The following is a 17,809-nucleotide window of genomic DNA, read 5'->3' as shown; positions in this document are numbered from 1 at the left end:
ATGCGACCGCTGCCGTTTTCAGGCGATGTTCAGGCGATGTTCAGGGTGCAGAAGAACTGACTACAACGCCTTGCGCAACGGACTACAGATCCGCCAGAATCCGCCGGCTTGTGCGCCTTGGCGTTGCCCCGTAACTTGATCCGCGTCGCTGCCAATCAGCGATCGGGTTTAGTCGCCCGGGAGGTTTCGCGAAGGTGCATAAGCGTCATTAAGTCGGGTATTCCCTATCCCCGCACTCGATGGTGGCTGTGTGCAGGGCGCTCTCGGGCGCGCCGGTTTTTCGTGATTCCTCCCGGTCGACTAACCTGCCCACAGCCGCCACCCTTTCGTTTAGTCGCGAACTGGTGATAGCCCTAGAAACAGGAATTACATATGATCGAACCAACACCAAATCCCCCCGACATCGACCACCTCAGCTCATCCCAAATCCGTGCCATGAACATGTTCACCGTCTCCCCCGATGCCAACCCCGAAGCCATTGCCATCCAGACCTACGAAACCTTTTCGTCGGTCGGCATTCTGCTGCTGGATTTGGCCGAAAGCCTGGACGACAAACCGCGTCACCTGGCGATGGCGATTTATCAGTTGAGTGAGTTGGGGTTGTTGCTGGTGGAGAAGACGCTGGAGAACGAGCAGGCGATCGGTACGGCGTAGTGCTTCAGCCATTTGGTTTCTGTTGTCTGCACTGACGCCATCGCGAGCAAGCTCGCTCCCACAGGTTTCTGCGGTGAACACACTTTTTTTGTGCACAACGCTAATCACTGTGGGAGCGAGCTTGCTCGCGATTGCAACGGCGCCGCAGAATTTCAGGCCGAGGCAGGCAGCGGCTGAAAACTGAAGTACTGCTTCAGCGCACTCACCAGTTGCCCATACTCCGGCGGTGCCCGTTGCAGGCTGAACCCGGCGTCATAGTGGTGAGGCGTCGTGTCTTCATGGCACCACAAGCAACACGCCTGAAGATCAATGACCTGCATGCAGCCGTTGCTGGCGGGGATTTTCAGGCGCAAATCGAAATCGGCGCCGATCATCATCGGCAACTGGCTGATCAGCATCAGTCCGTCTTCGGACACGTTGCCCAGAAAGCCGATGGGTTTGTCGGTGACGCTGTTGAACACTCTTAGAAAATACGGCAATTGATGCCGCTCGATCCGGCGGTCAGTGAACATGCGCAATTGGCCCAGCAAGGCCCTTAAGCAGGGCCGCACTAATGCTTCGGAACGGGCCTGCTTCTATTTCTGCTTCTATTTCTTATAGAAAGGCATAGACATAGGCGCGCTCTCCCCGATCCCGGTGCGACAGTCCACAAAACCGCTGCCGCTTACTCCTGCCGATCACAGGTGTTACGTCGATTAGAGACGAGGCTCTAAAACCGATCTATTCGACTATAGCTCACCACCGCAGGTGAGCCAGCCTTTGAATGACCCCTTTAATCAGAACCGCGTCGGGCGCACGACCGCAGCACTGCGCAGCGGATAGTGGCCCAGTGACTGCAAGGTTTCCAGGCGGGCGCGGGCGCGGTAGGCGTACTCGCTTTGCGGGTAAGACGCCATGATGAACTGGTAGGTTTGAGCCGCATCGACAAACAGTTTCTGACGCTCCAGACACAGCCCGCGCATCATCGACACTTCCGGCCACACATAAGGCCGCGCGCGGCTGGCGCGTTCGACTTTTGACAATTCGAGCGTTACTTGCTCGCAGTTGCCGCGGTCATAGGCGCTGTAGGCGTTATTCAAATGATGGTTCATCGACCAACGGGTGCAGCCCGTGACGCTGAGGAAAAGGACGGCTATGAGCACGAATCGCATGGGGGTTCTCCTGTCTTGAGCTTTGTATCGACCCGTGGCGCAAAATCTTCAGGAATGTTCGTTTAAAGAAACAAGCGAATAACAAAGCTCTTCACAAAAAGTAGTGCAAACGAACAATGACTACACCCCCAGAGCATAGTAGCCTCACTCAGCGCTTGAACTCAGGAGTCTATGCATGTCCGTCCGTCGTACCAAAATCGTCGCTACCCTTGGCCCGGCCAGTAACTCGCCGGAAGTTCTCGAACAGCTGATTCTGGCTGGCCTGGACGTCGCCCGCCTGAACTTCTCCCACGGCACCCCCGACGAGCACAAGGCTCGCGCGAAGCTGGTGCGTGAACTCGCTGCCAAGCACGGCCGCTTCGTCGCCCTGCTGGGTGACCTGCAAGGCCCGAAAATCCGTATCGCCAAATTCGCCAACAAGAAGATCGAGCTGAAGATCGGTGATCAATTCACCTTCTCCACCAGCCATCCTCTGACCGAAGGCACCCAGACCGTCGTCGGTATCGACTACCCGGACCTGGTCAAGGACTGCGGCGTAGGCGACGAGCTGCTGCTCGACGACGGCCGCGTGGTCATGCGCGTTGATACCGCCAATGCCACCGAGCTGAATTGCACCGTGCTGATCGGCGGTCCGTTGTCCGACCATAAAGGCATCAACCGTCGCGGTGGCGGCTTGACCGCACCGGCCCTGACTGAAAAAGACAAGGCCGACATCAAGCTCGCTGCGGAAATGGAAGTCGACTACCTCGCCGTGTCCTTCCCGCGTGACGCCGCCGACATGGAATACGCCCGTCAACTGCGCGACGAAGCCGGCGGTACTGCCTGGCTGGTGGCGAAGATCGAACGCGCCGAAGCCGTGGCCGACGACGAAACCCTCGACGCGCTGATCAATGCCTCCGACGCCGTCATGGTGGCTCGTGGTGACCTGGGTGTGGAAATCGGCGACGCCGAGCTGGTGGGCATTCAGAAGAAAATCATTCTGCACGCACGCCGCCACAACAAGGCTGTGATCGTCGCGACCCAGATGATGGAGTCGATGATCCAGAACCCGATGCCGACCCGTGCTGAAGTGTCCGACGTGGCTAACGCCGTACTCGACTACACCGACGCCGTGATGCTCTCGGCGGAAAGTGCCGCCGGCCTTTACCCGCTGGAAGCGGTGCAAGCCATGGCGCGCATTTGCATCGGCGCTGAAAAGCACCCGACCAGCAAGACCTCCAGCCACCGTATCGGCAAGGTCTTCGAAAGCTGCGACCAGAGCATCGCGCTGGCGGCCATGTACACCGCCAACCACTTCCCTGGCGTGAAAGCGATCATCGCCTTGACCGAAAGTGGCTACACGCCGTTGATCATGTCGCGCATCCGCTCTTCCATCCCGATCTACGCGTTCTCCCCGCACCGCGAAACCCAGGCCCGCGCGGCCATGTTCCGTGGCGTCTACACCGTACCGTTCGACCCGGCATCGCTGCCGCCTGAGCAAGTCAGCCAGGCCGCGATCGACGAGTTGCTCAAACGCGGCGTTGTGGAGAAAGGCGACTGGGTCATCCTGACCAAGGGCGACAGCTACCACACCATTGGCGGCACCAACGGGATGAAAATCCTGCACGTTGGCGACCCGATGGTCTGAGTGACAATGCGCTGAAAAACAAAAGCCCCGCCATGTGAATGGCGGGGCTTTTTGGGTTTCTGATCCAGAAGATGTGGCGCCTGGGCGGGCCCCATCGCGAGCAAGCTCGCTCCCACAGGGGATTTGTGGTGTACGCAGATCAACTGTGGGAGCGAGCTTGCTCGCGATGGGGCCCGCCCGGTCAACGCAGATTCAATGCCTGTTGATAAATCCCGACAATGCCGCAATAGCCTCCGGCGAGCGCAGCCGTTGAGTGAACAATGCGCCCTCTTCTTCTATTGCCTTGCGCAACTGCTCGCGGTCCGGGGCTTTCATCAATTGCTTACTGATGCGCACCGCTTCCGGCGGCAGCGATTCGAAACGCAATGCCACCTCCCGCGCCTTGGCCAGCGCCGCTTCGCCACTGCCCAACGCTTCAGTCGCAATCCCCCACTGCGCAGCCTGCTCACCACTGAAACCTTCACCGAGCAGCAACAACTCGGCGGCTTTGGCATGTCCGAGCAAGCGCGGCAGGATCAGGCTGGAACCGAATTCAGGGCACAATCCAAGATTGACGAAAGGCATGCGAAGGCGCGCATCGCGACTGACATACACCAAATCACAATGCAGCAACATCGTCGTGCCTATTCCCACCGCGGCGCCGGCCACGGCGGCGATCACCGGTTTGCGGCATTCGAGCAGGGTGAGCATGAACTGAAACACCGGGCTGTCGAGGTTGCTCGGTGGTTGTTGCAGGAAGTCGGCAATATCGTTGCCGGCGGTGAAGCATTCGCTGCTGCCAGTGATCAGCACTGCATTGATTTCAGGATCGGTATCGGCCTGTTTCAGCGCTTCGGCCAAGTGGCTGTACATGGCGCGGGTCAGGGCGTTTTTCTTGTCGGGGCGGTTGAGCCGCAGGGTCAGCAGGCCGCGTTCGCGTTCAAATTGGATTGCATCGGTCATGGAGGGTCTCGCATCGAAAATCAGCGCTCAACCACGGAGAACAAAGACGTCCGCCAGCAGTTGGTTGCGCGGCAGTCCCGCCAGGTACAGGCGCCGGGCAAAGGCGTCGACGCTGTCAGGGGCCCCGCAGAGTAAAGCCTGGGTTTGCCGGGAAACAAGCCGCAGTTGCGCCAAAGCCGCGGGCAACTCGGCCGGAGTCCACAGCTCGATACTGAGGTTCGGGCGGCTGGCAGCCATGGCTTGCAGGGGTTTGGCGAGGTAATGTTCCTCGGCATCATGGGCCAGGTGAATAACACGGATGGCGCCTTGGTGATCCTGACGCAACGCTTCACGCAAGACGCCGAACAACGGGCCTAACCCGGTACCGGCCGCCAGCAACCACAGGGGTCGGGCGTTCCAGTCCGGGTCGTAATGCAATGCCCCGCCGCGCAACTCGCCTAGACGGATCGAGTCGCCGATCTTGAATTGACGGGCAGCATCGCTGAATTCCCCCGACTGGCGACACTCGAGATGGAACTCCAGAAACCGGTCTTCATCCGGCAAGCTGGCCAACGAATACGGGCGCGCCACGTTGCCCGCCCACAACACCAGATGCTGCCCGGCGCTGTAGCGCAAAGGGCTCTGAGGGGTCAGACGCAAACGCAACACGCTGGCGCTCAACCAATCGACAGCCGCTACCTCGGCCGGGCGGCCGTCCTGTTGCGGATCGAAGGTGTGCACCTGCAAGTCCTCGATCACCTGACACTGGCACGCCAGGCGCCAGCCTTGCTGACGTTGGTCTGCGCTCAGGGCATCGGGTCGGCTGTCACTCGGCAGCCCTTGTACACATTGCACCAGACAGGCATGGCAACTGCCGGCGCGACAGCTGTAAGGCACAGACACGCCGTTCTGATTCAAGGCATCGAGCAAGTTGCTGCCCGCCGCCACCGACCATTGGCGTTCGCCGACCCGTAACTCAGGCATCGACGTTCTCCCACGCCGCCGCGCAACGATTGCGACCGTCACGCTTGGCCCGATAGAGCGCCTGATCGGCGCGCTGCAAGGCATCGTCGAGATCGTCGCCCAGTTCCAGCAACGTCATGCCCGCCGACAAACTCAGATGGCTGACGTTGAGGCCGACCAGTTCGACATCCGTGAACGCAATGCGCAACCGCTCGCAACAAGAGGTCAGGCGTTCGGCGTTGCAATCAGGCAACAGCACGACAAATTCTTCACCGCCGTAACGCGCCAGAACATCACCCTCACGCAAGCAAGCGCTGGCCACGGCGGCAAAGGCTTGCAGCACCTGATCGCCAGCGGCATGACCGTGGACATCGTTGATCCGTTTGAAATGGTCGAGGTCGATCAGCGCCAGGCCGTGCACGACATCGGCGTCCATCGCGTTCAGTTCTCGGGAGGCCAGGCGCAGGAAATGTCGGCGATTAAACAGCCCGGTCAGTTCGTCGGTGGCCACCAGGTCTTCGAGCTGGCGCATCATCCCGCGCAGAGTGTCCTGATGCGCCTGCAAGGCAAATCGGCGCTGGCGCATGCGTTGACGTGAGGCCTGCACGTAACGGGCATAAAGCTCCAGCCAGACCAACACGATGAGCAGCACGCACACCTGCAACGCGGCCAACGCCGGGTCGGGTAACTGGAACTGGTAGCCCTCCCACAGCGTGACGGCGCTGAAACTGACGAACACCAACAGCGCGCACCGTAGAAAGGCCAGGCGCGAAAGATGAAACAACCCGAACAGCAGAATCAGCACGTAGAACACCAGAAACGCGCCGCGTGCTTCATCCAGATGGACGATCAGCCAGGTTTGCCAACCCAGCCCCAGCAACACCTGCACTTCGGTCAGGCTGGGGTCGGAAAAACGCAGGTTGCAACCGCTGTAAAACAGCGCGAACAACGCTGCCTGGCTGACCACCACCAGCGCACTGCCGATGGCCACGTTGGCCAGGGGTTGATCGTAATGACCCGTGAAAAACGCCAGCCACAGCAGCAGCAAAGCCAGGGCGTAGGTGCCAGCTGCGAGGGCAAAGCGTTTGAGTAACAAGCGCTGGATGGCGTTATGGGTCAATCGTTGACTCACCGTGCGAAAGAAGGCTGCTTGAGTGTCCTACTCTACAGGCCGAATGCCACTTTAGTAGCGTGCCTGATAAATGACCATTCAATTTTTGGCGCGAAAAACTGGCGTCAAAGCCATGACTTCGTGTGTGAACCATTTCCCCTCACCCTAACCCTCCCGAAGCGTCGGACCGCCCCAAGGGGCGAGGGGACTGACCGATGTGTTTATAAGAAATTCTGCGACCTGAAATATCGAGTCGAACTCAAGTGTTTAGGGCTGAGATAAATCCCAACGTATAAGCGAGATAAATCCGGTCCATTCCGGGATAGGCTGGCACAAATTGGGACACCCCGTGCAATAGAGTTGCAGCCTACGCAACAAAAGGAGCCCCGTTCAGTCATCAACTGACGGGGCAAACATATCGACCTGGCGACGGGCTATCTCATCCTTGCGCACCGCCTTCACTATCTTATAAATCCACTGAAGCGACACTCCCCACTTACGCGCCAGGTCGCTCTGGTTGGTGCCGTTGAATTCTTCAAAGATCTGCCGATCTCGCCGGCTCAGCTTGACCGCCAGCCCCATCGGAAAATAAACATTCTGACCACCCCAATGCGCCGCCATACGATCGGCGACCTCCTTGGCCACATGACGGGCAGAACCCTCATCCATCGACACCAGCTCTTTCAGCGCAGCCGCAACGTGTTCAGTCAGATCAATCAGCAGTTCCGGCCCCTTGCTTCGGAAGTCACTCATACATCACCACCGCGGCATCAAGGGCCTGGCTCATTTATCCTGCTCCTTCACCAACGACAACCAGACCACATCAACACCCCGAACCGCCACGCTATTGCAGGTAAATTTCCCCGAAGGCACATAACGAATCCCCCGCAGTTGATCCCCGAAACGACGCAGAAACAACCCGACACTGTCCGGTTCAATAAAAATCCTGTTGTCCAGAAACACCAAATGCTGGACCGCAATCCCAACCTCACGCAAATCCCGAGTCAACTCATTGAAGGCCGAAAGCTTCGCCGGGAACTCCTCAGTCAGGATGCTCAACGGCCCAACCATCGGCGCAACTGCCACATTCAGATTGGTCATATCACACCCCCTTCACGACATCGGCAGTGACCATAGGCACACCCAGTTGAACGGCCAAATTCATCGCCGCAATCACCAGGTTGCCGATCGCCAAGGGGTAAAGCAGCGACACAGTCACATCCCGCCCTCCATGGCGTGTTGGCTGAGACAACCGCGCCGCAATCGCCTGAATGGCACCCTCATCGATGACTTCCCCCAGCGCCTTACCCGCCCGATCGAAGCGAAACGTCAAAAACTCCGCCAAGCGCGAATTTTCAACCGGCGTCAGCGAGACCCGTTCACAACGCTGCACCACCTCACGCACATCGGCATTGCGCTCACTCAACTTCACCCCCAGCTCAGGCTGGCCAATCATGATAATGCTGACCAACTTAGTGAACCCGACCTCCAACTCCAGGATGCGCTTAAGGTGCTTGAGTGTCGGAATCGGCAAGCTATGGGCCTCCTCAATCACCAGACAATGGCGATACCCGGCGGCATGCGACTCCTTCAAAGCCTTATGCAACTGGGCGAACCGCGCCTCAGGGCTGCTCTTGGGCTTAGCCAGCGGCGAGATAGCGGCCATCATCGACTCGGCAATGTGCGTGCTCTTCAGCGACTTACCCTTGGCATCGTTATCCTCAGACGCCAACACATAAGGCTCAATGACAATCACCGGGTCATTATTCTCAGCAAGACGATTCACCAAATCCCGGCGGAGCGTGCTCTTGCCAGCCCCCGATTCCCCCTCAACGGCCAGAAACCCACCATGTCGAGCCGTCTGATACATCACCTCGCGCACATAACGAATATCCGGGCTCACCCACATATCCTGCGCACACTGCAACTCATCAAACGGATCGCGAAACAAACCAAAGGCCTTACGAGTCGTTGGCTGTAACGTCTGCTTTGGCAACAACATCACTTCGTCCTCCCCGGACGGCTCTTTCAAAAGGGCCGGCCCCTTCGTGTTGGCGCACGGCGGGTCCACTTCATCAAACGCATGGGCGACAGCGGCATCATTGGCCCCTGACTCAGTCAAAAACACCCGAATACGCCCCTGTAACTCGTCACAGTCCAGGCTGCGCGGCCAATACCCGTGATTCACCAACTGCGCAACCGTCGCCCCGCTCAGGCGCAGCGACTTGGCCAACGCCGATTGAGGCTGGCCCACCGCCTGCAAAATCTTCTTAAGCTTCAACATCACTCACCTCCAACCACCGCCCGAACCAGGCTGAACGGCTTACGTGGGACCTCAACGGGTCGATTCAGCTCAGCCTCAACGGCGTCCAACTGCTCCTCAAGAACACCTTCCGGATAACGCTGCTGCAGCCAGCCAAACGTCTCGGCCGTCCAAAGATGGCCAAGCCGCGGGCGCAACAACTTCGCAGCCTCAACATGACTGAGCGGCACAAACTCAACGGAAGGTGCATCAACATTAAGCGCGGTGCCGCGCCGTGGCAGAAAAGCCGGCAGCACCGTGTCATTAACGTGTTTATGTGGATCAATCAGCCCACCGAACGGCACAGCCTTCGCCTTACGGGCGGCCTGCGCATCGGCCTGATTCGTCGTGCCAGTCGCAATCTGCTCCAACACCTTGCGCGACACCTGAGCCGGCGTTTCGCAATGACGCTTGAACTGCTCACCGATCATCGCGGCCGTCTCGGCAAACCCAAACGCATCCACCCCAATGCGCTCAATAACGTGATACCTCTCACGCCCGTCATCACCCACCAACACCGCAATCGCCGCATCCTTGTCCCGCCAGCAATTGCGAGTGATCAGCAGCTTTTCACCCACCATCACCCCTGGCACCGAACTCACATCAAACTGAGCCCCCCGGAACGAAACCCGCAGCAAATTGCTCACCTTGCGCAGCTCAGGCGTACTCACCGCCAGCTCACGACACACCTCAACACTCGGCGCCAGACGCAACTGCTCCTGCTTAATCAACTGCCAAACGCCATACCGAGTACGCCGCGTGCGGGTATGAATAGAAGTCGCGTTGAAGTACCGCATCCACTGACCGGCCCACGCATTGATCTGCCCTAGACTGTTCGCCGCCTGAAACTTCAGAGCACTTTCAAACTCGCGCTCAACAATGTTATGCGCCTGCTCGACCTGACCCTTGGCCCGCGCATTACCGACCCGATTAATAATCAAATCAATCGACAAAACACGGCAAAGATTTCGGAAAATGCCACTGGTCATCGCGGCCCCAGGGTCCGTCATCAACACCCAAGGCACCCCATGAAAAGGGTCGGACTCACTGCGCTTTTGCATGGCATTAATCAACACGCCGCACAGATTCTCAGCCGACTCTGCCCCCAACACATACTCCACATACAGCGTGCCGCTGGTGTGATCAGTGATCACATAACGCCACAGCCGCTGGCGTTCGATCTTCTTCAGATTGGCCGGCTTACCGTCGTAAAACTCAGCCTTGTTCATCACCCGTGCGCCGTCATCGGCCAGATAAAACTGCGTCGAAATCGACGCATCGATCTGCCAAACATGATTGGGATGCTGACTCGCCAACGACACCGCCGGGGCGTCTTGCAACAGCTGTTCGGGGTGCAACTTATAACCCCGCAACGCTCGGCTGATTGCGCTACGGCTCAAGGGTCGAAACTCACCCGTCTGCTCGTCCAACCGGCCAGCCTTCACCAGGTTATTACTGCGCAAACGCTCAACGGCCCGCACAATCGTCGACAACTGCTTATTGTTGGCCCGGATCGACTCCAGCAACACCGCCGAAATCAACCGCGCCTCCTCAAGCGGCAACGCGCTGCAACCCGCATCACTGCGCCGCTTACGCGGCTTAGCCAAGCGCACCGCCTTCAACTGGCGTTGCAGTGTAGAAATAGACACCCCCAGCGCCAGCGCCCCAGCCTGGTAAATGGCCGTACGCTCACCGTGCACAGCCGCATCAGCGCGACGTGCTACCTGCATCAACTGCTCAATGTGTACCGGATTCATAGATCAGGCCTCCGCAGGCGTCAGCCAGACCGCGGCGCCATCCACCTGATCAAGCAAGTTGAACTCACTGCGAACCGCCCCCAGCGTGATCTCCAACTGCCGAATCAAACCGGCCTTAAAAGCGCGGTGATCCTCACCGTCGACGGCCAACGCCTCAAGCTTGGCAAACCCCTCACGCAGCGGCCCCAACACACTGACCTCCGCCTCATAAGCGATCGCCGCCACTTCCCCGCGCAGCGCCTTTGCGGTTTCATCCGCCGGCATCGCCTGAATCCTTTTGCGAGATATCTCCAGCTCCCGCCGGGCCTTATCCAAATCGCTCGTCTTCTTCGCCATCACCTCGCTCTGCGCGGTGTAATCGGCATTCGTCTCATCAAGGCGCCGGCCCAACGCCTCCTTCTCCTTGGCGTGCTTGGCAATAATCTCCTCGGCAAGATCAACAAACGCCTCCTTATCACCGGCTTTCGCCACCTCAATCAGCGCCGCCTGCTGGTCCTGCGGCAAACGCCGAAATTGACCCAACTCCCGATAACCAATCCCCATACGCGACATCGAATCCAGCGCCTCCTCACCAAAGCCCCCGGTGTCAGGATAGTTGTCGCCTCTCCGAATTTTCCTGAAAAAGCATATCGGGGGCGGAAAGAGACTGGTCGTGCCGTACTATTCACCTGAACGCAAAGCCGCATTACTCAAGATGCTGCTTCCCCCGCTGAACCTGACGATGGCCGAGGTTTCCCGGCGTGAAGGGGTTAGCGAAATGTCTTTGTCCAACTGGCGCAAGAAGGTCAGTTCTGAAGGAAGCGCAGTGCCTGAAGACAAGCCACTCCCCGAGAACTGGTCTGCTGAAGCCCGGTTCGCTGTCGTCCTTGAAACCGCCGGTCTGTCGCAGCTCGAACTGGGTGAGTACTGCCGACGAAAAGGTCTGTACCCCGAACACGTCAGCGCCTGGCGCCAAGCCTGTATCACGGGGCAGCAGAGTGTTCAGAACCAACAAAAGGTCGACCGCGAACAATCTCGCAAGGACAAGAAACGTATTCAGCAACTTGAGCGCGAACTGCTGCGTAAAGACAAGGCGCTGGCCGAAACCGCCGCGTTGTTGGTGCTGCGAAAAAAGCTCAACGATTACTGGGGGATCGACAACGAGGACACCTGACCTCTTTGCCGGAACGGCAGTTGTTGGTGGCTTGGTTGATCGAAGCCATCGAGGCCGGTGCTCGAAAAATCAGAGCGTGCCAAGAGGTGGGGCTGTCGCTCAGAACCTTGCAGCGATGGACGCAGAGTGAGGATCTTCAAGCCGATGCCCGCACAACCACCGTGCGGCCCACGCCGCGTAATGCGTTGAGCGAGCTCGAACGACAAGCGATCGTGACGCTGTGTAACAGCCCTGCGTATGCCCATTTGCCGCCGAGTCAGATCGTACCGAGGCTGGCTGACGAGGGGCGTTATCTGGCGTCGGAAGCGACGTTTTATCGCATCCTGCGTGCAGCCGGTCAGCAACATCATCGGGGCCGTAGCCAGCGACCCAGACGGCATGCGGCACCGACGACGCATGTCGCCAAAGCGCCCAATCAGGTGTGGTCGTGGGACATCACGTATTTGCCGTCGCCGATACGCGGCAAGTACTACTACCTGTATTTGATCGAAGATATTTACAGCCGCAAGGCCGTGGGCTGGGAAGTTTACGAAGAGGAAAGCGGCGAAAAAGCCGCTGCGCTGCTGCAACGCAGCGTGATCGGCGAGCAGTGTTTACACGAGCCGCTGGTGCTGCACTCGGACAATGGTGCGCCGATGAAATCGCTGACGCTGTTGAGCAAGATGTACGACCTGGGTATCACGCCGTCCCGTGGCCGACCGCGAGTGAGCAACGACAATCCGTACTCGGAGTCGCTGTTTAGAACGCTGAAATATTGCCCGCAATGGCCGCAGGAGGGTTTTGCCAGCTTGGACGCCGCACGCGCGTGGGTGAGAGATTTTATGCGTTGGTACAACAACGAGCACCGGCATAGCCGGATCCGCTTCGTGACACCGACGGAGCGGCATCGAGGGCTGGACCAGCAGATCCTGGCGCGGCGGCATGAACTGTACCAGCGAGCGCGCAAGAAAAGCCCGGAACGTTGGTCAGGCCAGACGCGGAACTGGGAGCCGATAGGAGCGGTGATGCTGAATCCGGATCGGGAGCAGCAGTACGAGAAAAGAGCGGCATAGTTGAACGGTTGACGCGACAACTACCTTGAAAAACGCCGGGTTTTTGATTTCTGCGAGAGCAGTATCCAAAACCCGAAGCGTAAAAAGGAACCAGAGCCCACTCCTTAAACCCGATTAAAAGCCCCTCCAGCCCACGCCGTCCACCATAGCGGCGTGTGCATTTCTAGCGCCTCACATCCCGGGGCGCCCTGACTGGAGGCGACCCCCCATGCGACCCGAACACCCCCGCGGCATCCGCAACTACAACCCCGGCAACATCCGCCACGCCAAAGCCGTCCGCTGGCAAGGCATGGCCCCCACCCAAACCGACAACCAATTCGTCCAATACCTAAACCCCCGCTGGGGCATCCGCGCCATGGGCCGGGTCCTCATCACCTACCAAGACAAACGCCTCGCCGCCAACGGCACCCGCATCGATACCGTGCGCGAAATCGTCGAGCGCTGGGCACCGCCCTCCGAAAACAACACCGACGCCTACGTCATCAGCGTGGCCCGCGCCTTGGGTCTGGACCCCGATGTCGACAGCGTCGACGTCTACGACTTCGACGTCATGCGCGCCCTGGTCACCGTCATCATCCGCCACGAAAACGGCGCGGGCCCGTTACCAGGTGGCCGCTGGTACGGCGACACCGTCATCGCCGAAGGCCTGTCACTGGCCGGCATCGAACGCGGCATCACCCACGGCCAATCGATGGAGGCGCCCACATGCCACTGATCTACAACTGGCGGCGCAGCTACAGGCTCTACAGCATCCAGATCGGCCTGGTCATCGCCCTGGTCGCGCTCGCCCAACTGGAACTCTTACCCCTCTGGCAGCCCCAACTGTCACCCAACGCCTACGCCGCCCTCAACAGCGCGCTGGCCATCCTCCTGTTCGTCGCACGCCTGATCAAACAAGGCCCCGACCAACCAGCCTTGCGCTAAACCGCATACCCACCGCAGGTGTTGAATGAACCTGAACGACCTCAACTTCGGTTTCCAGACAGTGCAGTGGCTGATCCTCACCGTACTGGGCGTCTACACCTTCATGACCAAACGCCAGGCCGCCAGCGCCCAGGAACTGCTCGAACTGCGCACCCGCATCGTTGCCCTCGAAGAGCACATCCGGCACCTGCCAGACCCAACCGCCGTCACCGACCTGTTGGGCGACATGAAAGCCGTACGCGCCGAGCTGTCCGGGGTCAAAGAGGCCCTCGGCCCATTAGCCCGATCGCTCGACCGCATCAACGACTACCTGCTGCGAGAAAAAACATGACCCACTACGCCGACTTCCTGCGCCAGGACATGCGCCTGGTCATCCTGCGGCTGCTGGTAGAAATGCCCGGCTACCGGGCCAACAGCTCCGTCCTCAACACCGCCCTCGACAACTTCGGCCACACCGCCAGCCGTGACCAAGTCAAAACCGAACTGCAGTGGCTCGCCGAACAAGGCGCCATGACCCTCGCCGACATGGGCCCGGTGCTCGTCGCCACCCTCACCGAACGCGGCCAAGACATCGCCGCAGGCCGCGCCCGCGTGCCCGGCATCAAACGGCCGGGGGCCTGACCATGGCCGGCAAATCCTCCATCAACCGTCTGCCGCCCATGGTCAAGGCCTACATCCAAAAGCTCTTGCGCGAAGACCGCCTGACCCTCGACGACATGCTCGCCGACATCCAAGGGCGCTTCCCCAACGAAAAAGCCCCCAGCCGCAGCGCCTTGGGCCGCTTCAAAGTGGGCTTCGACGAACTCATCGACAAAGCCCGCCAGCAACGCGAAATGGCCGAAGCCTTCGTCGGCGCCTTTGGCGAAGACGCCTCAGACAAAACCGGCGTCCTGCTGGTTGAAGCCATCTCAACCCTGACCTACCAGGCCGCCATGGGTGCCCACGAAAAAGACGACGTCACCATCGCCGAAGTCTCCGCCTTGGCCCGCGCCGCCAAAGCCACCATGGAAGCGCGAACCCTCAGCGTCAAAGAGCGCCAGGCCATCGAAAAGGCCACCCGCGAACGCCTGCTCCAAGAGCAAGCCACCGAACTCGACAACGCTGTCAAAACCCAAGGCATGACCGAAGACCAGGCCCTGTTCTGGCGCCAAAAGTTCCTCGGCGTCAAACCATGAAACCCTCATCCAGCACACTGCGCGTCATCGAATGGGACGAACTGCCACCCAGCGTCCGCCAGATCCCCGAGGGCTACAACCCACTGCTCGACGGCATCCTCATGGCCCACCAGTCCGATTGGCTGGCCATCGACGCGCACATCAAACTCTGTGAAAAAGGACGCCGCACCGGCATCACCTTCGCCGAAGCACTGGACTCAGTCATCACCGCCGCCTCGCAAAAAATCGCCGGCGGCATGGACTGCTTCTACATCGGCGACACCAAAGAAAAGGGCCTGGAATTCATCGGCTACTGCGCTAAATTCAGCCGCGTGATCGCCGAAGCCCAAGCCTCGGGCGTCAGCCAAATCGAAGAATTCCTCTTCCAAGACCAGGACGACGCCGGCAACACCCGCCAGATAAACGCCTACCGCATCCGCTACGCCTCAGGCTTCAAAATCGTCGCACTGTCCAGCAACCCGGCGGGCGTGCGCGGCCTGCAAGGCAAAGTCATCATCGACGAGGCCGCCTTCCACCGCGACGTCTCCGCCGTACTCGATGCCGCCACCGCGCTGCTCATCTGGGGTGGCCGCATCGTCATCATCAGCACCCACAACGGCAAGGCCAACGCCTTCAACCAAATGGTCAGCGACATCCGCGACCAGCGCTACGGCGGCAGCGCCCAGGTCTTCCGCGCCACCTTCGACGACGCCGTCGCCAACGGCTTGTATGAACGGGTGTGCTTCATGGCCGCGAAGGTCGCCACGCCAGAAGGCAAGGAAGCCTGGTACAAACAAATCCGCAACGCCTACGGCCCGCGCAAAGCGCAAATGCGCGAAGAACTCGACGCCATCCCGCGCGACGGCAACGGCGTTTGCATCCCAGGCGTCTGGATCGATGAAGCCATGCGCCCCGGTCGCACCGTGCTGCGCCTGGCGCTGGACGACGATTTCACCCAACAGCCGGTCTATCGGCGCGAGGCCTACGTCAACGACTGGATCGAGCGCTACCTGGCGCTATTGCTACAACCGCTCAACCCCGAGCTTCGCCACTTCCTCGGCATGGACTACGCACGTCACCGTGACTTCTCCATCATCTGCCCCATGTCCGTCGACCAGGCGCGGCATCGCGATGTGCCGTTCGTGGTCGAAATGCACAAAGTGCCCACCCGGCAACAGCAGCAGATCCTGTTTTACATCCTGCGCCGACTGCCGCGTTTTGTCGGCGCCGCGCTGGACGCCACCGGCAGTGGCGAAACACTCGCCGAAGACACCGCCGACGAGTTCGGCCACAACCGCATCCAGCAAGTGAAAATCACCCGCGCCTGGTACGGCGCCTGGATGCCAAAATTCGTGCAACTGTTCGAAGACGCCACCCTCACGCTGCCCAAAGACGACTCCCTGCACCAAGACATCCGCGCCATCGAAACCGTCGACGGCATCCCCATGATCGTCAAAGCCCGTAAACAAGACCTCAAAGACCCGGACCTCTACCGTCACGGTGACTTCGCCGGCGCGGGTGCACTCGCCAACTTCGCCACGCTCGAAGTCGCCAGCGGTCCGGTCAACGTCAAATCCCGCCGCCCACGCCAAGGCCCACACATCACCCAGGGGTACGCATGAACACCAACGGCCTGTGGGTCAGCCCCACCGAATTCATCAGCTTCGCAGAAGCCAAACGCAGCCCCTCACTCAAGCACCACATCGCCACCCGGGGCCGCGCCGAAACCGGCGGCGTCAACGGCGCCCACTTGCCCAACCCAGACCCCATCCTCAAAGCCCAAGGCAAAGACATCACCGTCTACCGCGACCTGCGCAGTTCCGCCCTGGTCGGCGGCAACATCCGCCGCCGCAAGGCCGCGGTACTGTCCCTGGAACGCGGCCTCAAACGCGGAGAGGCGCCCCTCAACGTCGAGCGCTTCATCAGCGACTGGCTCACCGACCTCGACCTGGACCGCATCATTCGCGAGGTGCTCGACGCCCCGTTATTCGGCTATCAGCCCATTGAACTCATGTGGCAACCCATCGGCCTGCACCAGGTGCCGGAAGACCTGCTCGGCAAACCGGCTGAATGGTTCTTCTACGACAAAGACAACGCACTGCGTTTTCGCGCCAAAGACGCGGGGCCGGACGGTGAGCTGTGCAACCCGCAACGCTTCATCGTCGCCCGCCAAGACGCCACCTACGCCAACCCCTACGGCTTTCCCGACCTGAGCATGTGCTTCTGGCCGGCCACCTTCATGAAAGGCGGCCTGAAGTTCTGGGTGCAATTCACCGAAAAGTACGGCAGCCCGTGGGTCATCGGCAAACACCCGCGCGGCGCCACCGACGGTGAAACAGAACTGCTGCTCAACAGCCTCGAAGCCATGGTGCAAGACGCCGTCGCCGCCATACCCGACGACGCCAGCGTGCAAATCATCGAAGCCGCCGGCAAAGCCGGCAGCGCCGAGGTCTACCGCCAACTACTGGAGTACTGCCGCAGCGAAATCAACGTCGCCATGCTCGGGCAAAACCAGACCACCGAAAAAGACAGCAACCACGCCAGCGCCACCGCGGGTGCCGAAGTCACCAAAGACATTCGCGACGGCGACGCCGCCATCGTCGCCACCGCGCTCAACGCCTGCATTCGCCAAGTCGTGGATATCAACTTCGGCACCGACGTCGTCGCACCGCTCTACGCGCTGTGGCAACAAGAAGAAATCGACAAAAGCCTGGCCCAGCGCGACAAGGCCCTGACCGATTCGGGCGTCAAATTCACCAACGCCTACTGGCAGCGCACCTACAACCTGCAAGACGGCGACCTCCAGCAAGCGCCAGCCACTACCGACTCAGCCGAATTCGCCGAGCCAACCCTACGGCCGCTACTGGATCAAATCGCACTCGACCAGGCCATCGACAGCCTGCCTGCAGACGCCCTCGGCGCATTAACCGAAGCCTTCCCACACCCAGACGGTCAGGCACCTGAACAACCGCTCGCCAACCTGATGTTCATGGCCGACACCTGGGGCCGTCTCAGCGCCAACGCCGATCGGGAAGACTGA

At 60.0% G+C, this 17,809-nt stretch carries 19 protein-coding genes and 1 pseudogene; 10 read left to right on the top strand and 10 right to left on the bottom strand.

Annotated features, from left to right (window positions below; all coding sequences use genetic code 11):
• Positions 1 to 417 precede the first annotated feature (417 nt).
• A pseudogene (locus ACYZT7_RS07670) lies at positions 418 to 654 on the top strand (DUF6124 family protein); the annotation flags it as partial.
• Between the two features lie 152 nt (positions 655 to 806).
• On the opposite strand, the gene ACYZT7_RS07665 reads toward ACYZT7_RS07670, so the two are convergent.
• Together ACYZT7_RS07665 and ACYZT7_RS07660 are read right to left on the bottom strand one after the other, a co-directional pair.
• Positions 807 to 1,166, bottom strand: a complete 360-nt coding sequence (locus ACYZT7_RS07665; RefSeq protein WP_282375439.1) for a PilZ domain-containing protein — start codon at positions 1,164 to 1,166, stop codon at positions 807 to 809.
• Positions 1,167 to 1,430: 264 nt separating this feature from the next.
• Positions 1,431 to 1,805 carry a tetratricopeptide repeat protein gene (locus ACYZT7_RS07660; protein ID WP_462040567.1) on the bottom strand — a complete coding sequence of 125 codons (375 nt, stop codon included), beginning with the start codon at positions 1,803 to 1,805 and terminating at the stop codon, positions 1,431 to 1,433.
• A gap of 175 nt (positions 1,806 to 1,980) precedes the next feature.
• Here ACYZT7_RS07660 and pyk point away from each other — a divergent pair, with 175 nt between their 5' ends.
• Positions 1,981 to 3,432 carry a pyruvate kinase gene (gene pyk, locus ACYZT7_RS07655; RefSeq protein ID WP_462040566.1) on the top strand — a complete coding sequence of 484 codons (1,452 nt, stop codon included), beginning with the start codon at positions 1,981 to 1,983 and terminating at the stop codon, positions 3,430 to 3,432.
• A 192-nt stretch (positions 3,433 to 3,624) separates the two neighbouring features.
• Here the strand turns inward: pyk and ACYZT7_RS07650 are convergent, their stop codons facing one another.
• The 8 genes from ACYZT7_RS07650 to ACYZT7_RS07615 form a co-directional block, all read right to left on the bottom strand.
• Positions 3,625 to 4,374: an enoyl-CoA hydratase-related protein gene (locus tag ACYZT7_RS07650; RefSeq protein WP_462040565.1), complete on the bottom strand. Its 750-nt coding sequence runs from the start codon at positions 4,372 to 4,374 to the stop codon at positions 3,625 to 3,627.
• 27 nt (positions 4,375 to 4,401) lie between these two features.
• Complete coding sequence (locus tag ACYZT7_RS07645) at positions 4,402 to 5,337, bottom strand: iron-sulfur-binding ferredoxin reductase (protein ID WP_462040564.1); 936 nt, start codon at positions 5,335 to 5,337, stop codon at positions 4,402 to 4,404.
• On the bottom strand, positions 5,330 to 6,436 hold the full coding sequence (locus ACYZT7_RS07640) for a GGDEF domain-containing protein (RefSeq protein ID WP_462040563.1): 1,107 nt from the start codon (positions 6,434 to 6,436) through the stop codon (positions 5,330 to 5,332). Before ACYZT7_RS07640 ends, ACYZT7_RS07645 begins: the two co-directional genes overlap by 8 nt.
• Positions 6,437 to 6,817: 381 nt before the next feature.
• A complete protein-coding gene (locus ACYZT7_RS07635; RefSeq protein WP_462040562.1) occupies positions 6,818 to 7,180 on the bottom strand; it encodes a Mor transcription activator family protein in 363 nt (120 codons plus the stop codon).
• A 30-nt stretch (positions 7,181 to 7,210) separates the two neighbouring features.
• Entirely contained in the window at positions 7,211 to 7,528 is a 318-nt protein-coding gene (locus ACYZT7_RS07630) for a hypothetical protein (protein ID WP_462040561.1), read from the bottom strand.
• Between the two features lies 1 nt (position 7,529).
• Entirely contained in the window at positions 7,530 to 8,711 is a 1,182-nt protein-coding gene (locus ACYZT7_RS07625) for an ExeA family protein (RefSeq protein WP_462040560.1), read from the bottom strand.
• Positions 8,711 to 10,486 carry a transposase family protein gene (locus ACYZT7_RS07620; RefSeq protein WP_462040559.1) on the bottom strand — a complete coding sequence of 592 codons (1,776 nt, stop codon included), beginning with the start codon at positions 10,484 to 10,486 and terminating at the stop codon, positions 8,711 to 8,713. The genes ACYZT7_RS07625 and ACYZT7_RS07620 overlap by 1 nt, the downstream gene beginning before the upstream one ends.
• A gap of 3 nt (positions 10,487 to 10,489) precedes the next feature.
• Positions 10,490 to 11,038, bottom strand: coding sequence for a hypothetical protein (locus tag ACYZT7_RS07615; protein WP_462040558.1), 549 nt, complete (start codon positions 11,036 to 11,038; stop codon positions 10,490 to 10,492).
• Positions 11,039 to 11,138: 100 nt separating this feature from the next.
• Here ACYZT7_RS07615 and ACYZT7_RS07610 point away from each other — a divergent pair.
• The 8 genes from ACYZT7_RS07610 (at position 11,139) to ACYZT7_RS07575 (ending at position 17,809) form a co-directional block, all read left to right on the top strand.
• A protein-coding gene (locus ACYZT7_RS07610; RefSeq protein ID WP_462038968.1) for an IS3 family transposase occupies positions 11,139 to 12,691 on the top strand; the annotation gives its coding sequence in 2 pieces (ribosomal slippage) (positions 11,139 to 11,601 and positions 11,601 to 12,691; 1,554 coding nt in all).
• Positions 12,692 to 12,980: 289 nt separating this feature from the next.
• A complete protein-coding gene (locus ACYZT7_RS07605; RefSeq protein ID WP_462040557.1) occupies positions 12,981 to 13,406 on the top strand; it encodes a structural protein in 426 nt (141 codons plus the stop codon).
• Complete coding sequence (locus ACYZT7_RS07600; protein ID WP_462040556.1) at positions 13,397 to 13,615, top strand: DUF7940 domain-containing protein; 219 nt, start codon at positions 13,397 to 13,399, stop codon at positions 13,613 to 13,615. Before ACYZT7_RS07605 ends, ACYZT7_RS07600 begins: the two co-directional genes overlap by 10 nt.
• A 25-nt stretch (positions 13,616 to 13,640) precedes the next feature.
• On the top strand, positions 13,641 to 13,946 hold the full coding sequence (locus tag ACYZT7_RS07595; RefSeq protein WP_462040555.1) for a DUF2730 domain-containing protein: 306 nt from the start codon (positions 13,641 to 13,643) through the stop codon (positions 13,944 to 13,946).
• Positions 13,943 to 14,236 (top strand): VpaChn25_0724 family phage protein, encoded by a 294-nt coding sequence (locus tag ACYZT7_RS07590; protein ID WP_462040554.1) that lies wholly within the window; start codon positions 13,943 to 13,945, stop codon positions 14,234 to 14,236. The genes ACYZT7_RS07595 and ACYZT7_RS07590 overlap by 4 nt, the downstream gene beginning before the upstream one ends.
• Before the next feature lie 2 nt (positions 14,237 to 14,238).
• The gene (locus tag ACYZT7_RS07585) at positions 14,239 to 14,790 is read left to right on the top strand and encodes a phage protein Gp27 family protein (protein ID WP_462040553.1); all 552 of its coding nucleotides are present in this window, start codon (positions 14,239 to 14,241) and stop codon (positions 14,788 to 14,790) included.
• Positions 14,787 to 16,391: a hypothetical protein gene (locus ACYZT7_RS07580; RefSeq protein ID WP_462040552.1), complete on the top strand. Its 1,605-nt coding sequence runs from the start codon at positions 14,787 to 14,789 to the stop codon at positions 16,389 to 16,391. Before ACYZT7_RS07585 ends, ACYZT7_RS07580 begins: the two co-directional genes overlap by 4 nt.
• Positions 16,388 to 17,809, top strand: a complete 1,422-nt coding sequence (locus tag ACYZT7_RS07575) for a DUF935 domain-containing protein (protein ID WP_462040551.1) — start codon at positions 16,388 to 16,390, stop codon at positions 17,807 to 17,809. Before ACYZT7_RS07580 ends, ACYZT7_RS07575 begins: the two co-directional genes overlap by 4 nt.

It is taken from the genome of Pseudomonas sp. RT4P38 (genome assembly GCF_054897765.1).
The sequence above is the reverse complement of the archived record's forward strand: the minus strand, read 5'-3'. Positions and strand labels throughout refer to the sequence as shown.